Source organism: Nonomuraea sp. NPDC051191, from assembly GCF_044455665.1.
Classification (GTDB): Bacteria; Actinomycetota; Actinomycetes; order Streptosporangiales; family Streptosporangiaceae; genus Nonomuraea.
Window position 1 is genome coordinate 523,482 of record NZ_JBITEZ010000005.1, and the last position, 23,777, is coordinate 547,258.

General features: G+C 72.6%; 22 protein-coding genes. 15 read left to right on the plus strand and 7 right to left on the minus strand.

Annotated features, from left to right (window positions below):
* Positions 1-11 precede the first annotated feature (11 nt).
* Complete coding sequence (locus ACIA8R_RS17315) at positions 12-806, plus strand: alpha/beta fold hydrolase (RefSeq protein WP_397039133.1); 795 nt, start codon at positions 12-14, stop codon at positions 804-806.
* A 101-nt stretch (positions 807-907) separates the two neighbouring features.
* Here the strand turns inward: ACIA8R_RS17315 and ACIA8R_RS17320 are convergent, their stop codons facing one another.
* From ACIA8R_RS17320 to ACIA8R_RS17330, 3 genes are read right to left on the minus strand one after another with little or no spacing between them, the layout of a single operon-like run.
* A complete protein-coding gene (locus tag ACIA8R_RS17320) occupies positions 908-2,044 on the minus strand; it encodes a ScyD/ScyE family protein (RefSeq protein WP_397039135.1) in 1,137 nt (378 codons plus the stop codon).
* A 60-nt stretch (positions 2,045-2,104) separates the two neighbouring features.
* Positions 2,105-2,710, minus strand: a complete 606-nt coding sequence (locus tag ACIA8R_RS17325) for a DUF4126 domain-containing protein (protein WP_357704507.1) — start codon at positions 2,708-2,710, stop codon at positions 2,105-2,107.
* A gap of 4 nt (positions 2,711-2,714) precedes the next feature.
* Positions 2,715-3,620 (minus strand): phosphotransferase, encoded by a 906-nt coding sequence (locus tag ACIA8R_RS17330; RefSeq protein ID WP_397039137.1) that lies wholly within the window; start codon positions 3,618-3,620, stop codon positions 2,715-2,717.
* A gap of 68 nt (positions 3,621-3,688) precedes the next feature.
* Here ACIA8R_RS17330 and ACIA8R_RS17335 point away from each other — a divergent pair, with 68 nt between their 5' ends.
* Positions 3,689-6,073, plus strand: coding sequence for an FAD-dependent oxidoreductase (locus ACIA8R_RS17335; RefSeq protein WP_364092598.1), 2,385 nt, complete (start codon positions 3,689-3,691; stop codon positions 6,071-6,073).
* Here ACIA8R_RS17335 and ACIA8R_RS17340 read toward each other — a convergent pair.
* The 3 genes from ACIA8R_RS17340 to ACIA8R_RS17350 all read right to left on the minus strand — a co-directional run bounded on the left by ACIA8R_RS17340 (position 6,036) and on the right by ACIA8R_RS17350 (position 8,741).
* The gene (locus tag ACIA8R_RS17340) at positions 6,036-6,809 is read right to left on the minus strand and encodes a GntR family transcriptional regulator (protein WP_397039138.1); all 774 of its coding nucleotides are present in this window, start codon (positions 6,807-6,809) and stop codon (positions 6,036-6,038) included. The two genes, ACIA8R_RS17335 and ACIA8R_RS17340, sit on opposite strands and share 38 nt — an antisense overlap.
* 59 nt (positions 6,810-6,868) lie before the next feature.
* Positions 6,869-7,990, minus strand: a complete 1,122-nt coding sequence (locus tag ACIA8R_RS17345) for a nitronate monooxygenase family protein (RefSeq protein WP_364092593.1) — start codon at positions 7,988-7,990, stop codon at positions 6,869-6,871.
* 67 nt (positions 7,991-8,057) lie between these two features.
* Complete coding sequence (locus tag ACIA8R_RS17350) at positions 8,058-8,741, minus strand: acyltransferase (protein ID WP_397039140.1); 684 nt, start codon at positions 8,739-8,741, stop codon at positions 8,058-8,060.
* 110 nt (positions 8,742-8,851) lie between these two features.
* On the opposite strand from ACIA8R_RS17350, the gene ACIA8R_RS17355 reads away from it, so the two are divergent.
* The 9 genes from ACIA8R_RS17355 to ACIA8R_RS17395 all read left to right on the plus strand — a co-directional run bounded on the left by ACIA8R_RS17355 (position 8,852) and on the right by ACIA8R_RS17395 (position 18,463).
* Positions 8,852-10,516, plus strand: coding sequence for a CTP synthase (locus tag ACIA8R_RS17355; RefSeq protein ID WP_364092590.1), 1,665 nt, complete (start codon positions 8,852-8,854; stop codon positions 10,514-10,516).
* A gap of 76 nt (positions 10,517-10,592) precedes the next feature.
* Complete coding sequence (locus tag ACIA8R_RS17360; RefSeq protein ID WP_357704521.1) at positions 10,593-11,201, plus strand: NUDIX hydrolase; 609 nt, start codon at positions 10,593-10,595, stop codon at positions 11,199-11,201.
* A 15-nt stretch (positions 11,202-11,216) separates the two neighbouring features.
* Positions 11,217-12,122: a site-specific tyrosine recombinase XerD gene (locus ACIA8R_RS17365; RefSeq protein WP_357704523.1), complete on the plus strand. Its 906-nt coding sequence runs from the start codon at positions 11,217-11,219 to the stop codon at positions 12,120-12,122.
* A gap of 117 nt (positions 12,123-12,239) precedes the next feature.
* Positions 12,240-13,181 carry a ParA family protein gene (locus ACIA8R_RS17370; protein WP_125630250.1) on the plus strand — a complete coding sequence of 314 codons (942 nt, stop codon included), beginning with the start codon at positions 12,240-12,242 and terminating at the stop codon, positions 13,179-13,181.
* Positions 13,178-13,999: a segregation/condensation protein A gene (locus ACIA8R_RS17375; protein ID WP_364092585.1), complete on the plus strand. Its 822-nt coding sequence runs from the start codon at positions 13,178-13,180 to the stop codon at positions 13,997-13,999. Before ACIA8R_RS17370 ends, ACIA8R_RS17375 begins: the two co-directional genes overlap by 4 nt.
* Before the next feature lie 250 nt (positions 14,000-14,249).
* Positions 14,250-14,855, plus strand: coding sequence for an SMC-Scp complex subunit ScpB (gene scpB, locus ACIA8R_RS17380; protein WP_397039246.1), 606 nt, complete (start codon positions 14,250-14,252; stop codon positions 14,853-14,855).
* A complete protein-coding gene (locus tag ACIA8R_RS17385; protein ID WP_397039142.1) occupies positions 14,852-16,822 on the plus strand; it encodes a pseudouridine synthase in 1,971 nt (656 codons plus the stop codon). Before scpB ends, ACIA8R_RS17385 begins: the two co-directional genes overlap by 4 nt.
* A gap of 69 nt (positions 16,823-16,891) precedes the next feature.
* Complete coding sequence (gene aroH / locus ACIA8R_RS17390; RefSeq protein WP_357704530.1) at positions 16,892-17,251, plus strand: chorismate mutase; 360 nt, start codon at positions 16,892-16,894, stop codon at positions 17,249-17,251.
* Positions 17,252-17,368: 117 nt separating this feature from the next.
* The gene (locus tag ACIA8R_RS17395; RefSeq protein ID WP_357704532.1) at positions 17,369-18,463 is read left to right on the plus strand and encodes a prephenate dehydrogenase; all 1,095 of its coding nucleotides are present in this window, start codon (positions 17,369-17,371) and stop codon (positions 18,461-18,463) included.
* A 40-nt stretch (positions 18,464-18,503) separates the two neighbouring features.
* Here the strand turns inward: ACIA8R_RS17395 and ACIA8R_RS17400 are convergent, their stop codons facing one another.
* The gene (locus ACIA8R_RS17400; RefSeq protein ID WP_364092582.1) at positions 18,504-19,358 is read right to left on the minus strand and encodes a glycosyltransferase; all 855 of its coding nucleotides are present in this window, start codon (positions 19,356-19,358) and stop codon (positions 18,504-18,506) included.
* 116 nt (positions 19,359-19,474) lie between these two features.
* Here ACIA8R_RS17400 and ACIA8R_RS17405 point away from each other — a divergent pair, with 116 nt between their 5' ends.
* Genes ACIA8R_RS17405 through der form a run of 4 tightly spaced genes read left to right on the plus strand, consistent with a single transcriptional unit; the run spans position 19,475 to position 23,594 of the window.
* On the plus strand, positions 19,475-20,080 hold the full coding sequence (locus ACIA8R_RS17405; protein WP_364092580.1) for a TetR/AcrR family transcriptional regulator: 606 nt from the start codon (positions 19,475-19,477) through the stop codon (positions 20,078-20,080).
* A 13-nt stretch (positions 20,081-20,093) separates the two neighbouring features.
* Complete coding sequence (locus ACIA8R_RS17410) at positions 20,094-21,455, plus strand: carotenoid oxygenase family protein (protein ID WP_364092578.1); 1,362 nt, start codon at positions 20,094-20,096, stop codon at positions 21,453-21,455.
* Positions 21,456-21,509: 54 nt separating this feature from the next.
* A complete protein-coding gene (cmk, locus tag ACIA8R_RS17415) occupies positions 21,510-22,166 on the plus strand; it encodes a (d)CMP kinase (RefSeq protein WP_397039144.1) in 657 nt (218 codons plus the stop codon).
* A gap of 36 nt (positions 22,167-22,202) precedes the next feature.
* Complete coding sequence (gene der / locus ACIA8R_RS17420) at positions 22,203-23,594, plus strand: ribosome biogenesis GTPase Der (protein WP_364092575.1); 1,392 nt, start codon at positions 22,203-22,205, stop codon at positions 23,592-23,594.
* The last annotated feature ends 183 nt before the right edge of the window (positions 23,595-23,777 follow it).

A 23,777-nucleotide genomic window follows, 5' to 3' on the forward strand; every position in this document is an offset into this window, starting at 1 on the left:
GGGGATATTTCGTGCCGTACGCTGAAATTTCGCCAGCCCTCCGCCTCTTCTACACCAACGACGGCTCCGGCGACCCGCCGCTGCTGCTCGTGCACGGCTGGGGCGCCGACTCCCACCAGTGGTCCTGGCACATCGACGCCCTCGCCGCCCGTCACCGCGTCATCGCCGTGGACCTGCGCGGCCACGGCTACTCCACGGTGCCCGGGACCGGCAACACCCCGCGGGCGATGGCCGAGGACCTGAACGTGCTGCTCGACCGCCTGGACGTCCCCGAGGTGATCCCGGTCGGCCACTCGATGGGCGCCCAGGTCGTCTCGATCCTCGCGGTCGAGCACCCCGGGCGCGTACGGGCGCTGGTCACCCTCGACCCCGGCTACGGCATGGGCCAGGACCTCGCCGCGGCCTTCCCGGGCATGATCGCGGGCCTGCGCGGCGAGCGTCCGCACGCCGTCGCCGAGGAGATCGACCGCTGGTGCACCACCTCCGCGACCCCGGCCGTCATCCGGCGCTGGCACAAGCGCCGCCTGTACGGCATGCCCCCGCACGTGCTGGCCGAGGCGTTCGAGGCCATGTTCACCGCTCCGGGGGCCATCGGCGTGCGGCCGGTCAGTGACGACTACCTGGCCCGCAGGGACTGTCCGGTGTTGTCGATCTGGGCGGACCCCGAACGCGCGGCCTGGGAGGCCGGGCTGCTCAAGCACCCGGGGTCGAAGGTCGTCTGCTGGGAGGGCTCGGGCCACCGGCTGCACGAGGAGCGCCCGGCGGAGTTCGTCCGCCTGCTGGAGGGCTGGCTCAGGGCGCGGTGAAAGGCCCCTGGGCATGGTGAAGGGCCCGGCAGCGCGGACGCTGCTGCCGGGCCCTTCGTGTGAGCGCGCACACGGGGTTGGGGGCCATGGCGCTCACACGTCTATGAGGGCAGCTCCACCCGGACGATCTCGCCCTTGCCGGGGGTGAAGCCCTTGTTGGACACGTAGACCGACCCGTCGCCGGCGACGGCCATGCCCAGCGGCACGGTCAGCGTGCCCGGCTTGAGCAGCTCGGTGCGGCTGCCGTCGGCCTCGATGCGGTAGAGCGACGTACGGGGCTGCTGGTCGGAGGGCACCGGGCCGACCGAGCCGAGCACGAGCAGACGGCCCGCGCCGTCGAAGGCGACGTCGACCGCGGTGGTGAAGCCCTTGACGGCGGTCTCGGCCTTCTTCCCGGCCAGCCTGAACACCCTGGCCACGCCCTCGGGCTGCGGGAACCCGGCGTGCTCGGCGACGTAGTAGGAGCCGTCGGGGGCGGCCGCGATGCCCATCGGCACCGACTGCATCGGCACCTTGCTGCCCTTGGGCAGCTTCAGCATGGCCGGGGCCGCGACCTTGCGGGCGTGGAACACCGCCCGCAGCGTCACCTTGCCGGACGGGCTCACCTGGAGCACGTCGTTGCCGCCCACGTCCGTGACCAGCGCGCCGCCCTGCGGGGTCGGCACGACCGCGAACGGGTACGAGTCGATCGCGCTGCCCTTGTCCTTCTTGTCAGGGTTGTGCTTGACCTCGAACGCCAGCAGGTCGCCCATGACGGACGACTTCCCGTCCTTGATCTTCAGCAGCGTGCCCAGGGGCCTGCCCTTGGGGCCCAGACCGGCTCGCAGCTTGCCGTCGCCGCCCAGACCGACGGGCACCAGCATGGAGCCGTCCTCGGCGAAGGCGACGTCGTGCGGGCCGGTGCCGAGCCCGTCGGAGCCGGCCGAGGGCAGGTCCTTGACCACGGTGGTCAGCGTGCCGCCGGCCAACCTGGAGATCTTGCCGGTCAGTCCGAGGCAGACCTTGCTCGCCTTGCCGCCCGGCTCGGCGGGCACGGTCGCGCACTGGATCTTCCCGCCGGAGCCCGACTCGGCGACGTACAGGGCGCCGTCGGGGCCGAAGGCCAGGCCGCGCGGGCCGTCGAGCTTGGAGGCGACGACCGTGACGCTCGCCGACGCCGACGCCGACGCCGGGACGGGCGCGAGCGACGCGGCCAGCCCGAGAGCAGCGACTCCCCCCGTGATGATGACTCGCTTCATGAGGGAACACCGTAGGAGCGTGGGACGGGGGAGCGGATCAGCCCGCAGGGTGAGGCGTACTCAGCCTGGCGGTGGATTTCTCCTGATCCTGCGCCGGGCACGCAGCCGGCGTACCCGCCTGAAGGTCCACCACGCGAGCAGGGCGAGCAGCAGCAGCACGACGACCACCAGCAGGGGCAGGAACACCGCGATCAGGCTCATGCCGAGCGAGCCGGCGTCCTCGGCGGTGCTGACCACGGGCGCGCCCACCCCCGCCGTGCCCGCGTTGATCACCGGACGGGCCGTCGCCTTCAGCGTGTGGACGGCCAGCGCCATCACGATGCCCAGCAGCCAGCCGGCCCACGGGTTCTCCGCCATCCAGGTCGAGTGGTCGAGCTCGGCGGCGGCGTTGGTGGCGGAGAAGACCACGCCGCCCGCGGCCGGGCGCACCACGGTCTGGACGGCGTCGTTGACGGTGTCGACGGCCGGCACCTTGTCCAGGACCATCTCGGCGACCAGCAGCACGGCGATGATCGCCAGCACGCCCCAGTTCGACAGCCAGGCGTAGCCGTCGGGCAGCTTCACCCGGTCGGTGAGGTTGGCCAGCACGCCCACGACCAGGAGGGGGATGTAGGCGTTCAGGCCGGCGGCGGTGGACAGCCCGAGACCGGTCAGCGCGGCGAACATCCCCCTAGTCTGCCCCCGCCGCGGCCTCCATCACGCGCGCCAGCCCCGGCCGGGTGAACTCGGCCGCCGCGCGCTCGTACTTCTCCATGCCCCAGGACCAGAAGTCGAAGTCGATCGTGTCGTTGGCGCCGTCCTGGATCGAGGCCCACAGGGTCCAGCCGTACTTGGACATGAGGCTGAACAGCCGAGCGCGGGCGATCTTGTGACGGAGGCGGCGGCCGTAGTAGGCGGTGACGAGTTCGTCCAGGTGGCCGGGCGGCAGGTCGGCCTCGCTCCAGAGGTTGCCGAGCTCGAAGCAGGGGTCGTTGTTGCCGGCGTACTCGTAGTCGATGAGGTGGAGGCGGTCGCCGCACTCGACGATGTTGCCCGGGAGAAGATCGTTGTGGCAGGGGACGGTGGGCTCGGCACGTACCGCCAGACATTTCCTGATTTCTTCGGCGGCGGGCATGAAATCGAGATATTTCGCAGGAAGTCGGAAACGTCGCTCCTGGACGATCCGCAGATACCCCCGCTGCACCTCGAACATGTCGAAGTCCCGGACGAAGCGCGGCCCCGCGTGCAGCCGCCGGCACACCTCCGCCACCCGCGTCAGGTTCTCCGGCTCCCACAGGTCGGCCTCGGTGAACGTCCGGCCCGGCAGGAACCCGATCACGATCACGCCCGCGTCCGGCAGGTAGTCGTGCACGGGCGCCCCCACCCCGGCCCGCGCGGCGGCGAGCGAGTCGGCGTGCTCGGCGTCCTTGTCGATGCCCAGCAGGGAGCCGTCGCTGGCGGCCACGCGCACCACGTAGGCCCCGGCGGGGGTGGTGACCTTGTAGTTGCGGTTGGTCATCCCGCCGGGCAGCTCCTCGACGGAGCGCGGCAGGCCGGACAGCAGCGGGATGCGGTCGAGCACCTGGGCCAGAGCCATGGTCGATGCTAGCTCCGCCGCCGTAAACGGTCTAGACCTTTTATGGTACGGAGGTTAGCCTCGCGACCATGAGCGACTCGGCCCGCATCGTGATCATCGGCGGCGGGGTGGGCGGCGCGTCCGTCGCCTACCACCTCACCCGACGCGGCGAACGCGACGTCGTCCTGCTGGAGCGGGACGAGCTCACCAGCGGCTCCACCTTCCACTCGGCGGGCCTGGTCGGCCAGCTCCGCTCCGACCCCACCCTGACCCGGATGAACCAGTACTCCGTCGAGCTCTACCGCACCCTCGACGCCGGATGGACCGAGTGCGGCGGCGTCAAGCTGGCCTCCACGCCGGAGCGGATGGCCGAGATCCGCCGCCAGATCGGCTGGGCCAGGACGTTCGGGCTGCCGCTGGAGGAGATCTCGGTCGCCGAGGCGGTGGAGCTGTTCCCGCTGATGGACCCGTCCGGAGTGGTGGGGGCGGCGTACCTGCCGACCGACGGCCAGGTGGACCCCTCGATGTTGTGCTACGCCCTGGCCGCCCGCGCCCGCGAGGGCGGCGCCCGCCTGCGCACCCGTACGCGGGTGCTCGGCATCGACGTCGAGCGCGGGCGCGTCACCGGCGTGCGCACCGACCAGGGGGACATCGCCTGCGAGATCGTGGTCAACTGCGGCGGCATGTTCGCCGCCGAGATCGGCCGCATGGCCGGGGTGCGCGTCCCGATCGTGCCGATGTCCCACCAGTACGTCGTCACCGACGCCTGCCACGACCACGCCGTCCTGCCCACGCTGCGCGACCCCGACCTGCTCGTCTACTACCGGCAGGAGGTGCGCGGCCTGGTCATGGGCGGCTACGAGCGCACCTGCGCCCCCTGGACCGCCTCCGAGACCTCCTACGACGCCGTCCCGGCCGACTTCAACGGCAGGCTGCTGCCCGAGGACTGGCCGCGCCTGGAGGAGATCTCCGCCAACTCCCGGATCCGGGTGCCCGCGATGGCCGACGTCGGCATCCGCAAGCTGATCAACGGGCCCGAGGCGTTCACCCCGGACAACGAGTTCTGCCTGGGGGAGACCGAGGTGGGCGGGCTCTTCGTGGCGGCCGGGTTCTGCGCCCACGGCATCGCGGGCGCGGGCGGCATCGGCAAGGTCATGGCCGAGTGGATCGTCGAGGGCGACCCCGGCATGGACGTCCACCACATGGACGTACGCCGCTTCGGCGGCCGGTACCGGTCGCCGTCCTACACGGTCAAGCGCTCGGTCGAGAACTACGAGACGTACTACGACATCCGCTACCCGGGCCACGAGCGGGCGGCCGGCCGCCCGCTGCGGGTCTCGCCCGCCTACTCCTGGCACGCCGCCCACGGGGCCGTCTTCGGCGAGAAGGCGGGCTGGGAGCGGGTCAACCACTACTCCACCGGCCCGGCGGGCGAGGACGAACGCCCCCGCGGCTGGGCCGGACGCCTGTGGTCGCCCGCCGTCGGGGCCGAGCACCGCGCCACCCGCACCACGGCCGGGCTGTTCGACGAGAGCTCCTTCGCCAAGATCGAAGTCACCGGGCCGGACGCCGCGGGCCTGCTGGAATGGGTGTGCGACAACCGCGTCGCCCGCCAGGTGGGCGCCGTCACCTACACCCAGGCGCTGAACCGGCGCGGCGGCATCGAGTGCGACTTCACCGTCACCCGGCGCGGCGAGCAGGAGTTCCTGATCGTCACCGGCACCGCGTCCGGCTCCCACGACCTCGGCTGGCTGCGCAGGCAGGCCCGGCTCACCGGCTCGACGGCCAGGATCGCCGACGTCACCGGCCAGTACGCCTGCTTCGCCCTGTGGGGCCCCGAGGCCCGCGACATCCTGTCCGGGCTGACCCCGGACCCGCTGGACTTCCCGTTCATGTCGGCCCGCGAGCTCACCGTGGGGGACGTGCCCGCGCTGGCGCTGCGGGTGACGTTCGTCGGCGAGCCGGGCTGGGAGCTGTACTGCTCCAGCGAGTACGGGCTCGCGCTGTGGGAGACGCTGTGGCGGGCGGGCGAGCCGTCCGGGCTGGCCGCGGGCGGCTACCGGGCCATCGACAGCCTGCGGCTGGAGAAGGGGTACCGGGTGTGGGGGGCCGACATCGGGCCCGAGACGACGCCGTACGAGGCCGGGCTCGGGTTCTGCGTCAAGCCGGACAAGGACTTCCTCGGCCGGGACGCCCTCGACCCCGACCCGGCCCGCCGGCTCCGCTGCCTGACCCTGTCCGACCCGCGGGCGGTCGCCCTGGGCAACGAGCCCGTACGGGTGGACGGGCGGGTCGTGGCCCGGGTCACCTCCGGCGGCTACGGGTACACGGTCGAGCAGTCGATCGCGTACGCGTACCTGCCGGCCGGGCCGGGGGCCGCGGTCGAGGCGGAGGTGGAGATCGAGGTCGAGGGGGAGTGGGTGCCGGGCGTCGTGGTCAGGGAGCCGCTGCTCGGCCCGGCGGGGTCGCGGTGACGCCGCTGCGCACCGACAGGCGTACCCGGTCGGGGCGGAACAGGTCGCGGGCGTGCTCGACCGGGGTGCCGTCGGCGGCGTAGGCCGTGCGCTCGATCCGCATGAGCGGCGCGCCCGCCGCGATGCCCAGCTCGGCCGCCTCCGCCGGCCCGGCGATCACCGGGTCGAGGTGCTCGACGGCGGTACGCGGCTCCAGGTCGTAGCGGGTGGCCAGCAGGGCGTAGAGGGAGCCGCCGAGGTCCTCGGCGAGGAATCCGGGCAGGGCGGGGAAGAAGGAACGTTCGAGCGCCACCGGCGAACGGCCCGCCGAGCGCACCCGGGCCACCTCGTGCACCGGCTCGCCCGGCTCGACGCCGAGCGCGGCGGCCACGGCGGCGGAGGCGGGCACGGTGGCGGCCGTCAGGATCCTCGCCTCGGCCCGCAGATGGGCGCGGCGCATCTGCTCGGTGAACCCGGCCAGGCCGGTCAGGTCGCACTCGATGCGCGGCTCGGCCACGAACGCCCCGCCCGACCTGCCGGGGAGCCTGATCAGCACGCCGTCGTGTTCGAGGGTGGCCAGGGCCTGGCGCAGGGTCATCCGGCTCACGCCGAGGCGGGCGGCCAGCTCCCGTTCGCCGGGCAGCCGGTCGCCCGGCGCCATCTCGCCGGAGGAGATGGCCTCCAGCAGCCACTGCTCGATCTGCGTGTGCGCGGGAACCCCGGTGCCACGCTCCAGCTCAGGCGGTGTCCCGACCACACGCGCATGCTACCCGGCCACGCGCGGCCAACCGCTCCGGGCGGGTCGTCGAGCGGCCTCTACGGGGTGCCGGTGAGGCGGGCCACGGCCTCGGTGAACTCGCTGATCATGTCGTACACCACGTCACGGGCCGGCCGGACCCGGTCGAGCTGGCCCACCACCTGCCCCACGTAGTAGGTGACGAGCTCCAGGGCGCCGGGGTCGCCGCGGTCGGCCGCCGCGCCGATGCGGGCCATCGCTCCCTCGGCCAGCAGCAGTTGCAGGGGCATGCCCAGCGGCCCGGGACTCTCCGGCCCGTCGTCCCACTCCTCGGTCCAGGCCGACCTGAGCTGCCGCGCCGGCTTGCCCGTACGCGAGCGCGACCGCACGGTGTCCAGCGAAGAGGCGGCCAGCAGCTTGCGCCGGAGCGCGGGCGAGGTCTCGGACTCCTCGGTCGTCAGCCACACCGAGCCGCACCACACGCCCTCGGCCCCGAGCGCCATGGCCGCGGCCATCTGGCGTCCGGAGGCGATGCCGCCCGCGGCCAGCACGGGCACCGGCGCGACCGCGTCCACGACCTGCGGGACGAGCACCATCGTGGAGATCTCGCCGGTGTGCCCGCCCGCCTCGGAGCCCTGGGCCACGACGATGTCCGCCCCGGCCGCCACCTGCCTGCGCGCGTGCTCCACGGTCCCGACCAGCGCGGCCACCGGCACGCCCGCCTTCCTGGCGCTCGCGAGCATCTCCGGCGGCGGTGGGCCGAGCGCGCTGGCGATGAGCCCGATCGGGTGCTTGAGCGCCACGTCGATCAGCGCGGTCGCCCCGGAGGCCGTCACCCGCCTGCCGAACTCGTCGGCGACGGCGCTCAGCGGCTGCGGCGGCGCGTTCACGCCGTACTTCGACAGCAGGTGGGTGACGAAGTCGCGGTGGCGGTCGGGCACGAAGTCCAGCAGATGGGCCCGCAGGTCGAGCGCCGAGGCGTCGATCCGGCCCGGGACGAGCACGTCCACCCCGTACGGCCGCCCGCCCACCCGCTCGTCGATCCACGTCAGCTCGGCGTCGAGCCGCTCCGGCGCGTACGCGACGGCCCCCAGCACCCCGAACCCGCCCGCGTTCGTGACCGCGGCCACCACGTCGCGGCAGTGGCTGAAGGCGAACAACGGGAACTCGACGCCCAGGCGCTCACAGATGGCGGTCCGCATGCACCGACGCTAACCTCCAGAAGCTTGTTCGGTCCATCCCCCGACCGGCAGGACGTCGCCCGGCGCGTCAGGACGGCCCGGCCTGCCCGTCCAGCGCCAGGGCGATCGCCGCGGCGGCCTCCGCCGCGCCGGGGTCGTGCCAGCCCAGCTCGGGCGTGTAGCCGCGGACGCGCCTGGCGGGCACCCCGGCGACCACGCTGTGGTCGGGGAACTCGCCGCGCACCACCGCGCCCCCCGCCACCACGCACTGCCGCCCCAGGACCGTGCCCGGCAGGATGATCGCCCCCGTGCCGAGCCACGAGCCCGCGCCGATGGAGACCGGGCTGTTGCGCGGCCACTGCCGGCCGATCGGCGTCTCGGGGTCGTCGTAGACGTGGTTCTGGTCGGTGATGTAGACGTACGGGCCGGTGAAGACGTGGTCGCCGATGTCGATCGACTGGTGGGCCACGATGTGCGAGCCCCTGCCGATCGAGCACGAGCCGCCGATCCGCAGGATCGAGCCGGGGCCGAGCTCCAGGCCGGGCCACATGCCGCAGGAGATCGACACCCGCTCGCCGATCAGCGTGTGCTCGCCGATCTCGATCCACCGCTCGCCGAAGATCGCCCCCGGCGGGAAGGCGATGCTGACACCCTCGCCGATACGGCGGAAACGGTAACCTGCCGTGGAGTCCGGGGAGATCGCCCCGGCGTGCCGGATCGCCGCGTAGGCACGGTGAATCAGCGCACCCAAGGCCCGCCGTACAAGTGACATAGGGACCAAAGTTACCGCTAGGTCATGCCGTTCGGGCATGTGAGGGGCGTTGTTTGATATCCTGAGAGCCCGTGGACACTTCGGCCACACCACGAGCCACGGGAGCCCCTTTGCGCAGCGCATCGCAAACCAAGCATCTGTTCGTCACCGGCGGTGTCGCCTCCAGTCTTGGCAAGGGGCTCACCGCCTCCAGCCTCGGCCGCCTGCTCAAGGGGCGCGGCCTCCGGGTCACCATGCAGAAGCTCGACCCCTACCTCAACGTCGACCCCGGCACGATGAACCCGTTCCAGCACGGCGAGGTGTTCGTCACCGACGACGGCGCCGAGACCGACCTCGACGTCGGCCACTACGAGCGCTTCCTCGACACCGACCTGCACGGCTCGGCCAACGTCACCACCGGGCAGATCTACTCCAACGTCATCGCCAAGGAGCGGCGGGGCGAATACCTGGGCGACACCGTCCAGGTCATCCCGCACATCACCAACGAGATCAAGGACCGCATCCGCGGCATGGCCGGTCCCGACGTCGACATCGTGATCACCGAGGTCGGCGGCACGGTCGGCGACATCGAGTCGCTGCCGTTCCTGGAGGCCGTCCGCCAGATCAGGCACGAGGTCGGCCGCGACAACGTCTTCTTCCTGCACGTGTCGCTGCTGCCCTACATCGGCCCGTCCGGCGAGCTGAAGACCAAGCCGACCCAGCACAGCGTGGCCGCGCTGCGCAGCATCGGCATCCAGCCCGACGCGATCGTGCTGCGCTCCGACCGGCCCGTCCAGACGGCGATCAAGCGCAAGATCAGCCTCATGTGCGACGTCGACGAGGACGCCGTCGTCTCCGCCGTCGACGCCGCCTCCATCTACGACATCCCCAAGGTGCTGCACGCCGAGGGCCTCGACGCCTATGTCGTGCGCCGCCTCGGACTGCCCTTCCGGGACGTCGACTGGAAGGAATGGGAGCAGCTCCTGCGCCGGGTGCACCGCCCGGCCAAGGAGGTCACGATCGCGCTGGTCGGCAAGTACATCGACCTGCCCGACGCGTACCTGTCGGTCACCGAGGCGCTGCGCGCCGGCGGGTTCGCCAACGACGCGCGGGTCAACATCCGCTGGGTCAAGAGCGACGACTGCGAGACCCCCGAGGGCGCCGAGCGCGAGCTCGACGGCGTCGACGGCGTGCTGATCCCCGGCGGGTTCGGCGTGCGCGGCATCGAGGGCAAGATCGGCGCCATCCGGCACGCCCGCGAGGGCAAGATCCCGCTGCTCGGCATCTGCCTCGGCATGCAGGGCATGGTCATCGAGGCCGCCCGCAACATGGCCGGCATCGAGGACGCCAACTCCGCCGAGTTCGACCCCGACACCAAGCACGCGGTCATCTCCACCATGGCCGACCAGGAGGACGTCGTCGCCGGCGAGCGCGACATGGGCGGCACCATGCGGCTCGGCAGCTACACCGCCAAGCTCGGCGAGGGCACCCTGGCCAGGCAGCTCTACGGCGGCAAGGCCAAGGCCGACGAGCGCCACCGCCACAGGTACGAGGTCAACAACGCCTACCGCGAGCGCCTGGAGAACGTCGGCCTGGTCTTCTCCGGCCTGTCGCCCGACGGCCGCCTGGTGGAGTACACCGAGCTGCCCGCCGACGTGCACCCGTTCTTCATCGGCACGCAGGCGCACCCTGAGTTCCGCTCGCGTCCCACCCGCGCCAACCCGATGTTCAAGGGCCTGATCGGCGCAGCCCTGGCCTACGCCGACAGCCGCGTGAGCACGAAGGTCGGCAAGTGAACGTCACCGGAGCGGCGAGCCTCGGTCCGGAGGCGGTAGCTTGCGTGACCACGGAGGACCGGAAGCGAGTGCGAGCATGATCAGAGACACGCCCGAGGCGTGGGACGTCGTCGCGTCCAAGGAGCACTTCCAGGGCTACGTGATCAAGGTCGTCACCGACACGGTCAAGATGCCCCAGGACGAGGTCGCCGACCGCGACTACGTCGTCCACCCGGGCTCGGTCGCCGTGCTCGCGCTCGACGACCGCGACCGCGTCCTGATGATCAGGCAGTACCGCCACCCCACCCGGCAGCTCATGTGGGAGCTGCCGGCCGGCCTCCGCGACGTGGCGGGCGAACCGCTCGCCACCACAGCGGCCCGCGAGCTCGCCGAGGAGTCCGGCTACCGCGCCGACACCTGGCACACCCTGGTCGACCTGCGTTCCTCTCCCGGCATGACCGACGAGCGGATCAGGGTCTTCCTGGCCCGCGGCCTGAGCAGGATCCCCGACGAGGAGAACACCTTCGTCCACCGGCACGAGGAGATCGGCATGCCGGTCGAATGGGTGCCGCTGGCCGACGCGGTCGAGAAGGCGCTCATGGGAATGATCCACAATTCCCCGGCCGTGGCCGGTATCCTCGCCGCATATGCGGCTTCGGTTGAGGGATTCGCCCTGTTGCGCCCCGCCGACGCCCCGGAGGCGTGACGGAAGGACCATGTCGTGGAGGCGGTGCTCTCCAGCTACCTCGCCCATCTGGCGGTGGAGCGGGGCCTGGCTGCCAACACGCTCGCGTCCTACCGCCGTGACCTGCGGCGATACTTCGAACATCTTCAGGCGCGGGGGCGGCTGAAGCTCGACGAGGTGGGGGAGGCCGACGTTCAGGCCTTCCTCGCCGCGCTGCGCGAGGGCGACCGGGAGCATCCCGCCCTCGTGGCCAGCTCGGCCGCCCGGGCCGTGTCGGCCGTGCGCGGGCTCCACCGGTTCGCCCTGCGCGAAGGCGTCACGGCCCACGACCCCGCCCACGAGGTACGCCCGCCGCGCCAGCTCCGCAGGCTGCCCAAGGCGATCGCCGTCGACGAGGTCGAACGCCTCATCGCCGCCTCCGGCCCCGACGGCGCCCCGCTCACCCTGCGCAATCGCGCCCTGCTGGAGGTCCTGTACGGCACCGGCGCCCGCATATCCGAGGCCGTCGGCCTGGCCGTCGACGACCTCGAACCCGACCAGGTGCGACTGCGCGGCAAGGGCGGCCGCACGCGCGTCGTCCCGCTCGGCCGCTACGCGCGCTCGGCCCTCGACGCCTACCTCGTCCGCGCCAGGCCCGGCCTGCTCGCCCACGGACGCGGCACCCCTGCGGTCTTCCTCAACGCCCGCGGCGGCCGCTTGACCAGGCAGGGGGCCTGGGAAGTGCTCCAGGCCGCCGCCGAACGCGCCGGTCTGGCCGGCGTCAGCCCGCACGTCCTGCGCCACTCCTTCGCCACCCACCTGCTCGACGGAGGCGCGGACGTCAGGGTGGTCCAGGAGCTGCTCGGTCACGCCTCGGTCACGACCACGCAGGTCTACACCTTGGTCACGGTCGACAAACTCCGCGAGGTCTACGCCGCGGCGCACCCGCGCGCCCGGCAGTGATCTATAGTCTTTTGCGCGTGCGCGGCGCCCCGGCGTGCCGCCTTGCCGCGTTTAGTGGTGACGCCATAGTGTCCGTCCGGACGGTCCGGTTCGGGATCGTCAGGGAGGTTCGAGCTGGTGACTGTGACGACCAAGGGTTCGACCCAGGGGACCCCCGACAACCCCTGGGGTGACACCAAGACCAACGCGCCTTCCAACGGCGTCAACCTGGGCCCCACCCAGCGCCCGCGACCGGTGTTCCCTGAACCGGTCCCGCCGCAGGTGCACGGGCCGGCGCGAGTGGTCGCGATGGTCAACCAGAAGGGCGGCGTCGGCAAGACGACCACCACCATCAACCTGGGCGCGGCGCTGGTCGAGTGCGGGCTGAAGGTGCTGCTGGTCGACTTCGACCCGCAGGGCGCGCTCTCGGTCGGCCTGGGCATCAACCCGCTCCAGCTCGACCTGACCGTCTACAACCTGCTGATGGACCGCGGGGTCACCGCCGAGGACGTCCTGCTGGAGACCGGCGTCGAGGGCCTCGACCTGCTGCCCAGCAACATCGACCTGTCGGCCGCCGAAGTGCAGCTCGTCACCGAGGTCGCCCGCGAGCAGGTGCTCGGCCGGGTGATCAAGCCGCTGCTGCCGCACTACGACGTCTGCCTCATCGACTGCCAGCCGTCGCTCGGCCTGCTCACCATCAACGCGCTGACCTGCGCCCACGGCGTCATGGTGCCGCTGGAGTGCGAGTTCTTCGCCCTGCGCGGCGTCGCGCTGCTCATGGACACCATCTCCAAGGTCCAGGAGCGCCTCAACGAAGACCTCGAGATCGAGGGCCTGCTCGCCACCATGTACGACGCCCGTACGCTGCACGGCCGCGAGGTGCTGGCCCGCGTGGTGGAGGCGTTCGGCGACAAGGTGTTCCACACGGTGATCAACCGTACGGTCCGCTTCCCCGACGCCACCGTCGCGGGCGAGCCGATCACCACCTTCGACCCGTCGTCCCTCGGCGCCAACGCCTACCGCGAACTGGCCCGCGAGGTGCTCTCGCGCTGGCCGGCGCCTGCGACAATGGCCAGGTGACCGCAGAGCAGACCGAGGCCCCCCAAGGCTTCCAGGTTCACCTGGACGTCTTCGAGGGCCCCTTCGACCTGCTCCTCGGCCTGATCGCCAAGCACAAGCTCGACATCACCGAGGTCTCGCTCTCCAAGGTCACCGACGAGTTCATCGCCTACATCCGGTCCAGGGGCCCGGAGTGGGACCTCGACCAGACCAGCCACTTCCTGCTGGTCGCGGCCACGCTGCTCGACCTCAAGGCGGCCCGGCTGCTGCCCTCCGGCGAGGTGGAGGACGAAGAGGACCTCGCGCTCCTGGAGGCCAGAGACCTGCTGTTCGCCCGGCTGCTGCAGTACAAGGCGTACAAGGAGGTCGTGAAGGTCTTCGCGGGGCGGATGGCCGAGGAGGGGCTGCGCTTCCCCCGTACGGTGTCGCTGGAGCCGCAGTTCGCCGACCTCCTGCCCGAGCTCATCCTCGGGATCGGGCCCGAGCAGCTCGCCCGCATCGCGGCCAAGGCGTTCACCCCGAAACTTCCGCCCACGGTCAGCGTCGGCCACATCTACCAGCCTCTGGCCAGCGTCAAGGAGCAGGCGGCCATCCTGGTCATGCACCTGCGCCGGATGCGCCGGGCCACCTTCCGCGCGCTGACGGCCGACTGCGAGGGCACCTTCGAGGTCATCGCCCGCTTCCTGGCCGTGCTGGAGCTGTTCAGGGAGTCGGCGGTGACGTTCGAGCAGGTCGAGGCGCTGGGAGAGCTCCACGTGACCTGGACGGGCGCCGACGACGGCGACGTCGCGGTGGGCGACGACTACGAGGAATCCGCGGAGAAACCATCGAATGACTGACAACCCCAACCCCCTTCCAGGCCCCCGCAAGGCCCCCGATTCCGGGTCGCCGCTGCCCGCCTGGATGACCCTCCCGGGCTCCCTCGTCCAGCCCGCCTCCCCGGAGGAGTCGCCCGCCCTGCCCTCCGGCCCCGACCTCCCGGTCGCGCCGCCGAAGCCCTCGCCGTCGCCCGAGTCGTCCTTCCCGGAGTCGCCTTCCGCCGGCCCCGAGCGGCCCTCGGACACCGCCGCGCCTTCCGAGGCCGCGCCGGTGAGCGTCGCCGACCGGGAGGAGGGCCGGCAGGACGCCCCGGAGGAGGAGGCTCAGGCGGCGGGGCCCGCTCTTGAGGCGGCCCTGGAGGCCATCCTGATGGTCGTCGACGAGCCCGTCGCCGAGATCACGCTGGCCCAGGTGCTGGAGCGCCCCACCCACGAGGTCGCGGCGGCACTCAGAGGGCTGGCGAAGGAATATACCGACGCCGGGCGGGGTTTTGATCTGCGGGAAGTTGCGGGTGGCTGGCGTTTCTACACGCGGGCCGACTGCGCGGCGCTGGTCGAGCGGTTCGTCCGCGACGGCCAGCAGACGCGGCTGACCCAGGCCGCGCTGGAGACCCTCGCGGTCGTGGCCTACCGGCAACCGGTGAGCCGCGCCCGCGTCGCCGCCGTACGCGGCGTCAACAGCGACGGCGTCATGCGGACGCTCGTCGCCAGGGGGCTGGTCGAAGAGGCCGGCACCGACCCGGAGAGCCAGGCAGTGCTCTACCGGACAAGCTCATACTTCCTGGAACGTCTGGGACTGCGGGACCTCAGCGAGCTTCCCGAGCTCGCTCCCTTCCTCCCCGACGACGTGGAGAACCTCGAGGAGACAACAAAGTGATCAACAGGCGCAGCACCCCGTCCGGTGATGGACGCGGTCGTGGACGTACCGGCGGCTCCGGCCGCGGCGGGCGTCCCGCCTTCCGCTCCGACGACAACCGCCGCGACACCTTCGGCGGCGGCTTCGGCGGGGACGACCCCCGCCGCGACTCCCTCCGCGCGGACCGCGGCGGAGCCCGCGCCCGCTACGGCGACCGCGACGACCGCGCCCGCCAGGACTCCGGCCCCCGCGGCGGCGACCGCTCCGGCCGTCCCGCCTCCGGTGGCGACCGCTCCGGCCGTCCCGCCTCCGGTGGCGACCGCTCCGGGCGTTCCGGCGGCGAGCGTTCCGGCCGGCCCGGCTTCGGCGGTGACCGTTCCGGTCGCCCCGCCTCCGGTGGCGACCGCTTCGGCCGTTCCGGCGGCGACCGCGACGGCTACCCGCGCGGCGACCGCGCGGACCGTCCGGCGCGTGACGACCGCGACGACCGCTACCAGCGCGCCGACCGGCCGGCCGGCGGCGACCGCTTCCGTGACGACCGCGGTGACCGCGGTGACCGCGGCCCGCGTGGCGACCGTTTCGAGCGTCCCCGTCATGAGGGTGGCGACCGTCCTCGTCGTGAGGGCGGTTTCGAGCGTCCGCGTCGTGAGGGTGGCGACCGGCCGCGTGGCGAGGGCTTCGGCGGGGCTGCCCGGTCCGGCGACCGGGGCAGGTTCGGCGACGACCGGCGCGGCGGCTACGGCGGCGACCGGCGCGGTGAGCGCAGTGGTTACTCCGGTGGCGAGCGCGGCGGGTACTCCGGCGACCGTGGCGGATACTCCGGCGAGCGCGGTGGCCCCTCGGGTGACCGGGGCGGCTTCTCCGGCGGTCGTGGCGGGTCTTCCGCCGGTCGCGGTGGTCACGCGGGCGAGCGGCGCGGTTACGCCGACTCCCGTGGCGGCGCACGTCCCGCACGTGGCGGCGACGGCGAGCGTCAGGAGCGCGGCGGCTTCCGTGCCGACCGCGGCGGGCGCAGGGACGAGGCCCCCCGCTCGGCCGGCGCGGGCAACACCCGTGCCCGGTTCGGCAGGCGCGAGGACAACCCGCGCGGGCAGCAGCCGCGTACCCCGAGGCGCGACGACGTGCAGACGCTCGGCGGCGGACGGCCTGCGGCCGGCTCCCAGAGCCCCCAGGCCAGGCGCGTCAAGGCCGCCCGCCAGCCGCTGCGCGACCGTGCCTTCTACGACGACGACTACACCGACGAGCGCGACACCACCGAGGTCCCCAACGGCGTGCGCCTGCAGAAGGTGCTCGCCCAGGCGGGTGTGGCCAGCAGGCGCGCGTGCGAGGAGATGATCGGCGACGGCCGCGTCACGGTCAACGGCCAGGTCGTCCGCCGGTTCGGCGCCAAGGTCGACCCCGCGACCCAGGTCATCCACGTCGACGGCAAGCGCATCCCGACCGCCCCCGACCTGGTCTACTACGCCCTCAACAAGCCGATCGGCGTCGTGTCCACCATGGACGACCCGCAGGGCCGCCCGTGCCTGGCCGACTACGTCGAGGAGCTGGCGCCGAGGCTGTTCCACGTCGGCCGGCTCGACACCGAGACCGAGGGCCTGCTGCTGCTCACCAACGACGGCGAGCTGGCCAACCGGCTGACGCACCCCAGCTACGGGGTGCAGAAGAAGTACTGGGCCAAGGTGCCGGGGCCGATCCCGCGCGACCTCGGCCGCAGGCTCCGGCAGGGCATCGAGCTGGAGGACGGCATCGCCAAGGCCGACAGCTTCGCCATCGTGCAGGAGCACGGCCAGCAGGCGCTGGTCGAGGTGGTGCTGCACGAGGGCCGCAAGCACGTCGTCAGGCGCATGCTGGAGGAGGCCGGTCACCGGGTGATCGACCTGGCCAGGATCGAGTTCGGCCCGGTGAAGCTGGGCCGCACCAAGGCCGGCACGGTCCGCGCGCTGACCTTGAAGGAGGTCGGCGAACTTTACGCGGCCGTGAAGCTGTAATCTGGCCGGAACGCAGGAGCCCGTGCGTATCTCGCACGGGCTCTCCCGCTATGGAGGGGGAGAAGGCGCATGGTGCGGGCGATCCGCGGGGCGATCCAGCTGGACGCCGACGACCGTGACTCGATCATCCAGGGGACGACCGAGCTGGTCCAGGCGCTCATGGAGCGCAACAGCCTCACCACGGACGACGTGATCAGCGTGCTGTTCACCGCCACCCCCGACCTGACCGCCGAGTTCCCCGCCCTGGCGGCGCGCAAGCTGGGTTTCCACGACGTCCCGCTGATCTGCTGCACCGAGATCGACGTGCCGGGCGCGCTGCCCCGCGTGGTGCGCCTGATGGCCCATGTGGAGACCGACCGTCCGCGGGCAGAGATGCAGCATGTGTATCTGCGGGGCGCGGTCGCGCTGCGGCAGGACATCGCCCAGTAGGCGCGCCTGCCGCGAGCCGGATCGCCGTGCGGCGTCCGCCTGGCGGAGTCGTACGGCACCTGCCTGGCGGACACGACAGGCAACACTCTCACCAGCCCGATAAATCAGGACATCGATATGGCCTCGGAACTCCGTACCGTGCTCGTCGTCGGCACCGGTCTCATCGGCACCTCGGCGGCCCTGGCGCTGCGCAAGCACGACGTGCGCGTGCTGCTCGCCGACCGTGACGCGGCCGCCGTGCGGCTGGCCAGGGAGCTGGGCGCGGGCGAGGAGTGGGAGCCGGACCGGGCGCCCGCCGGGCAGGTGGACCTGGCGGTCATCGCGGTGCCCCCGGCCCACGTCGCCGACGAGCTGCTGAAGCTGCAGAAGCGCGGCGTGGCCCGGTTCTACACCGACGTCGCCAGCGTCAAGGCCGAGCCCATCAGTCAGGCCGCGCGGCTGGGCTGCGACCTGACGTCCTACGTCGCCTCCCACCCGCTGGCCGGGCGGGAGAAGTCCGGCCCGGGGGCGGCCAGGGCCGACCTGTTCCTCGGCCGGCCGTGGGCGTTGTGCCCGACCGGCGAGGCCGCGGCGGAGGCCAGGGCGGCGGTGCTGAGGCTGATCGAGCTGTGCGGGGCCAACCCCGTCGAGGTGGGCGCCGAGGAGCACGACCGCGCGGTCGCCGTCGTCTCGCACGCCCCCCACGTCGCCGCCTCGGCCGTGGCGGCCCGCCTGGCGGACGCCACCGAGGTCGCGCTCGGCCTGGCCGGGCAGGGGGTGCGCGACGTGACCAGGATCGCGGGCGGCGACCCCGGGCTCTGGCTCGGCATCCTGTCGGGCAACGCGACGCCGGTCGCCGAGGTGCTGGAGGCCGTCTCCCGCGACCTGGCCGAGGCCGCGACCGCGCTGCGCTCGCTGGCCGAGGGTGACGGCACCGCGAGCGGTGAACTGACCCATCTTCTGAAGCGCGGCGTCGCCGGGCACGGGCGCATCCCGGGCAAGCACGGCGGTCCCGCCCCGGCCTATGTGGTCGTCCAGGTGGTCATCGGTGACCGTCCCGGGCAGCTCGCGCGGCTGTTCCAGGTGTGCGACGAGGTCGGGGTCAACGTCGAGGACGTGCGGCTGGAGCACGCGCCGGGGCTGCCCCTGGGCATCGCCGAGCTGTGGGTCCAGCCGGACGCGGCCACGCCGCTCGCCGGAGCCCTGCGCGAACGCGGCTGGCAGGTCCCCTGATCAAGGGACGCTGGGCACGACGGGCCGGCGCCGAGCCCCCTCAGTCGGCGGCCCGTTCCAGCCTGCGCCGGGCGCGTTCCACGGCGACCGGCAGGCCGCGCCGGGCGGCCAGGGCCCTGGGCAGCCGCCGTACGGCGGTGCGCAGCCCCCGGCGGCCCGCGGGACCGCCCAGCAGCGCCTGAAGGGACCGTCGGGCCACCACCGGCCACGGACGGCGCAGCACGGCGGTCAGCACGGCGTTGCGCGCCGCCAGCGCCTGCCTGCCGCGCGGGTCGCGGGAGGGTGACGGGTGGTGGTGGGCGACGACGTCCTCCACATAGGCCAGCCCCCAGCCGCGCGCGGCCAGGTCCACGGCCAGCCGTTCCTCCTCGCCGAAGAAGAAGATCACGTCGTCGAAGCCGCCGGCGTCCAGGAACGCCTCCTTGCGCACGACGGCCCCGCAGGCCAGGAAGCCGAGCACGCTGGGTCCGGGCAGGTCGTCCTCGACGCCGAGCGGGGAGTCGCGCATCGCCTCCGAGACGGGGTCCAGCCGCTCCTGCGGCCCGACCAGCACGCGCGCGCCCAGCACCGCCAGGCGGGGATGGGCGTCCAGCACGTCGGCCGCCCGCTCCAGCGCGCCCGGCGCCCACCAGGAGTCGTCGTCGGCGAAGGCGACGTACGGGGTCTCGGCCAGTCGCACGCCGACGTTGCGCGCCGGTGCGCCGAGGTTGGCCCCCGCCTCGACCACGCGGACGTCGGGGAAGTGCTTGGCGACGAAACCGGCGGTCCCGTCGGTGGAGCCGTTGTCGACGAGGATCACCGGACTCGGGTGGCGGGGCAGCGTGCGGGCCAGCGAGCGGACCCGGTCCCTGGAGGCCACCACGACCGTGACCCGCGCTCGCTTCGTCTCCGTCACGCCGGACCTCTTACCTGGGCGGGCCCGCCTACTCCTCGCGGGAGGCATTGACGGTGGGCCGGGGGAGGCGTACAAAGGACGGTAACAGCGTTACCGACAAGAAACGGTGTTACTCAATGGCGGTCACCGCGTACCGGCAAGCCCAGCAGGAAGGCCAGAGCGTGGTCAGGTCGGCCATCCTCGACGCCGCGAAGAGCCTGCTCGTCGCCGAGGGCCCGGCGGCGCTCACCGTACGGCGCATCTCGGGCCAGGTCGGCTGCTCCACGAAGGTGATCTACACCCTCTTCGGCGGCAAGGACGGCCTCAGCGAGGCGTTGTGGCTGGAGGGCTTCGCCCGGCTGGAGGCGCGGCTGCTGGCCGTCCCCGCCCAGGAGGACCCGCTCCCGGCGCTGCACGCGGGCCTGGCGGCCTACCGCGAGTACGCGCTGGACGAGCCCGACTACTACCGGGTCATGTTCCAGAACGCGATGCACGGCTTCCAGCCCGGCCCCGACGCGGTCACCGCCGGGCGGCGGACGTTCGACATCCTGGTCGAGGCCGTGGCCGCCTGCCTGGAGGCCGGACGGCTGCGCGGGGCCGCCGCCGGCGAGATAGCCGACGTGCTGTGGATGGCGATCCACGGCGCCGTGAGCCTGGAGATCTCCGGCTTCTTCGACAGCGCCGAGGCCGGACAGCGCTTCCTGCTGCTCTGCACCTCCGTGCTCACGCCGTTCCAGACCTGAGAGGAAGCGCACGATGACCACCACCCCCTTCCGCAACGGCTTCGCACCCGCGACGGAGGAGATCACGGCCTTCGACCTGGAGGTCACCGGCCGCATCCCCGCCGAGCTCGACGGTCGCTACCTGCGCAACGGGCCCAACCCGCTCAGCCTCGACGACCCGTCCGCCACCCACCTGTTCATGGGCGAGGGCATGGTGCACGGCGTGCGGCTGCGCGGCGGGCGGGCCGAGTGGTACCGCAACCGGTGGGTGCGCAACGCCGAGGTCGCCCGGCGGCTGGGCGGGACGCCGGCGCCGGGCCCGGTGCACGCGGGCATGGACTTCGCGGCCAACACGCACGTCATCGGCATCGCCGGGCGCACGTTCGCGACCGTGGAGGCGGGCGGGCTGCCGTACGAGCTGAGCTACGAGCTCGACACGGTCGGCGCGTGCGACTTCGTCGGCGGCCTGCCCGGCGGGTACGCCGCCCACACCCACCTCGACCCGGTCACCGGCGAGCTGCACGCCATGGCCTACTTCGCCGGCTGGGACCACCACCAGCACATCGTGATCGACCCCAAGGGTGTGGTGGCCCAGGTCAGGGACGTCCCGGTCGCCGACCGCCCGATGCTGCACGACTTCGCGCTGACCCGCCGATTCGTCGTGATCTACGACCTGCCGGTCACGCTCAGCATGGCCCACGCCGAGCGCGGCGCGCCGCTCCCGTACGCGTGGGACGACGACCGCCCGGCCCGCCTCGGCCTGCTCTCGCGCGAGACCGGCGACGTGCGCTGGGTGGACATCGACCCGTGCTGGGTCTTCCACACGCTCAACGCCTACGACGACGGCGACGAGGTCGTGGTGGACGTCGTCCGCTACCCCAAGCGGTTCGTGGACGCCCGGCTCGACCTGGGCGGCGCGCCCACGCTCGACCGGTGGCGCGTCGACCCCGCCGCCGGCCGGGTCACCACCACCCGCCTGGACGACCGTCCGCAGGAGTTCCCGCGCATCGACGAGCGCCGCACCGGCAGCCCGTACCGCTACGGCTACACCTCGGCCGCCGCCGACCTGCACGACGTGATCTACCCGGCCGGCGCCGAGCTGGAGGACCTGCCCGACGAGGCGTTCGACAACACGCTCATCAAGCACGACCTGGAGCGCGGCACGCAGGAGTCGCGGCGGTTCGGGCGGGGCGCGTACGTGGGGGAGCCGGTGTTCGTGCCCTCCGGCGCCGCCGAGGACGACGGCTACCTGCTCACCTACGTCAACGACCCGGCCAGGGGAGCGGCCGACCTGGTGATCCTGTCGGCCCAGGACTTCACCGGCGAGCCGGTGGCCACCGTCCACCTGCCTGCCAGGGTCCCGCTCGGCTTCCACGGGAGCTGGATCGCGGACTGACCGGAGGCGGTAGCCTCTTCAGGTTGGGGAAACACACGTGAAGAGGGAGAGGCCGTGTCCGGTCTGGTCGTCGCCATGGACGGTCCTTCGGGGTCGGGCAAGTCGAGCGTGTCGCGCGGGGTCGCCCGTGCGCTGGGCCTGCGTTACCTCGACACCGGGGCCATGTACCGGGCGATGACGTGGTGGATGCTCCGGCAGGGCGTCGACCTGGGCGATCCCGAGGCGATCGCGGCCCGTTGCGGCGAGCCGTCCATCGTCTCCGGCACCGACCCCGAGGGCCCCACGATCCACGTCGACGGCGTCGACGTGGGCGCGCCCATCCGGGAGTCCGACGTGACCGGCGCGGTCTCGGCCGTCGCCGCCGTCCCCGAGGTGCGCAGGCTGCTGGTCGCGCTCCAGCGGGAGATCGCCGGCGCCGGTGACATCGTGGTCGAGGGCCGCGACATCGGCAAGGTCGTCTGCCCCGACGCGCCCGTCAAGGTCTACCTGACGGCCAGCGCCGAGGCCCGTGCCCGCCGCAGGAGCGCGGAGCTGACCGGCTCCACGGTGGAGGCGCAGCAGGCCGCCATGGAACGCCGTGACACCCTGGACTCGACACGTAAGACGGACCCACTCTCGATGGCGGATGGCGCCGTCGAGCTCGACACCACCGCGCTCAACCTCGAAGAGGTCATCGCGGAGGTGCTGAGGCTGGTCAAGGAGCGCACCTGACCTCCAGGTGCGGTACTCACCTAAGGATGAACAATCATGTCAACGGGGGATTGGGTCGAGGCTGACCTCGACGAGCTGGAAGTCACCGAGCACGGCGACACCACGCCTCTGCCGGTCGTCGCCATCGTGGGCCGCCCCAACGTGGGCAAGTCCACGCTGGTCAACCGCATCATCGGCCGCCGCGAGGCGGTCGTCGAAGACGTGCCGGGCGTCACCCGCGACCGCGTCACCTACGACGCCAACTGGCGCGGCCGCCGCTTCACCGTCGTCGACACCGGCGGCTGGGACCCTGACGCCACCGGGATGAACCTGCGCATCGCCGAGCAGGCCCAGGTCGCGGTCGAGCTGGCCGACGTGATCGTGTTCGTGGTCGACGCCACCGTGGGCGCGACCGACGCCGACGAGATCGTGGGCGCGGTGCTGCGCCAGTCGGGCAAGCCGGTGATCCTGGCCGCCAACAAGGTCGACAACCAGCAGCTAGAGCTGGAGGCCGCCGGGCTGTGGGCCCTCGGGCTCGGCGAGCCCTACCCGGTCTCCGCGCTGCACGGCCGCTCCAGCGGCGACCTGCTCGACGTGGTGCTCGACGCGCTGCCCGAGACGCCGCAGCTGACCTTCGGCGGCGAGCGCGGCCCGGCCCGCGTGGCACTGCTCGGCAAGCCCAACGTGGGCAAGTCCTCGCTGCTCAACAAGCTGGCGGGGGAGGAGCGGGTGCTGGTCGACCCGATGGCGGGCACCACCCGCGACCCGGTCGACGAGCTGATCGAGCTGGGCGGGCGCACCTGGCGTTTCGTCGACACCGCCGGCATCCGGCGGCGCGACCGCGAGCTGCAGGGGGCCGACTTCTACGCGGCCATGCGCACCCGCGCCGCCCTCGACCGCTCGGAGGTGGCGATCGTGCTGATCGACGCCAGCGAGCCGCTCACCGAGCAGGACCTGCGGATCATCGGCCTGGTGATCGAGTCCGGGCGGGCCATGGTGGTGGCGTTCAACAAGTGGGACCTCGTCGACGAGGACCGCCGCTACTACCTGGAGAAGGAGATCGACCGGCAGCTCGTGCGCACCCCGTGGGCGCTGCGGGTGAACATCTCCGCCAAGACCGGCCGCCACATGGACCGGCTGGTGCCCGCGCTGGAGAAGGCGCTCGACTCCTGGTCCACCCGGGTGCCGACGGCGCGGCTCAACGCGTTCCTGACCGAGCTGGTGCACGCGACGCCGCCGCCCGTCCGGGGTGGCAAGCAGCCGAAGATCCTGTTCGCCACGCAGGCGTCCGTCGAGCCGCCGAAGTTCGTGCTGTTCACCTCCGGCTGGCTGGAGGACACCTACCGGCGCTTCATCGAGCGACGCATCCGCGAGGAGTTCGGGTTCGCCGGGTCGCCGATCGACGTCACGATGAAGATCCGGGAGAAGCGTCCCAAGAAGGACAAGTAACGGCGTTGCCGTATGATCTACGGCAACGCGTGGACGGAGACGAGTAGCCAGCGGGCCGCACGGGCCCAGAGAGCCGCCGGGAGCTGTGAAGGCGGTCCCGTGTTCCGCTGGCGAAGACACTCCTGAGTGCGGGGAGGAAATGCCCCGCCGGCCTGACCCCCGTCATCGGGTCGTGGAGGCCGC

Coding starts and splice junctions, on each gene's coding strand:
- ACIA8R_RS17320 (WP_397039135.1), bottom strand. CDS start 2,044: ATGAAGCGAGTCATCATCACGGGGGGAGTCGCTGCTCTCGGGCTGGCC.
- ACIA8R_RS17325 (WP_357704507.1), bottom strand. CDS start 2,710: ATGTTCGCCGCGCTGACCGGTCTCGGGCTGTCCACCGCCGCCGGCCTG.
- ACIA8R_RS17330 (WP_397039137.1), bottom strand. CDS start 3,620: ATGGCTCTGGCCCAGGTGCTCGACCGCATCCCGCTGCTGTCCGGCCTG.
- ACIA8R_RS17335 (WP_364092598.1), top strand. CDS start 3,689: ATGAGCGACTCGGCCCGCATCGTGATCATCGGCGGCGGGGTGGGCGGC.
- ACIA8R_RS17345 (WP_364092593.1), bottom strand. CDS start 7,990: ATGCGGACCGCCATCTGTGAGCGCCTGGGCGTCGAGTTCCCGTTGTTC.
- ACIA8R_RS17350 (WP_397039140.1), bottom strand. CDS start 8,741: ATGTCACTTGTACGGCGGGCCTTGGGTGCGCTGATTCACCGTGCCTAC.
- ACIA8R_RS17360 (WP_357704521.1), top strand. CDS start 10,593: ATGATCAGAGACACGCCCGAGGCGTGGGACGTCGTCGCGTCCAAGGAG.
- aroH (WP_357704530.1), top strand. CDS start 16,892: ATGGTGCGGGCGATCCGCGGGGCGATCCAGCTGGACGCCGACGACCGT.
- ACIA8R_RS17395 (WP_357704532.1), top strand. CDS start 17,369: ATGGCCTCGGAACTCCGTACCGTGCTCGTCGTCGGCACCGGTCTCATC.
- ACIA8R_RS17405 (WP_364092580.1), top strand. CDS start 19,475: ATGGCGGTCACCGCGTACCGGCAAGCCCAGCAGGAAGGCCAGAGCGTG.
- ACIA8R_RS17410 (WP_364092578.1), top strand. CDS start 20,094: ATGACCACCACCCCCTTCCGCAACGGCTTCGCACCCGCGACGGAGGAG.
- der (WP_364092575.1), top strand. CDS start 22,203: ATGTCAACGGGGGATTGGGTCGAGGCTGACCTCGACGAGCTGGAAGTC.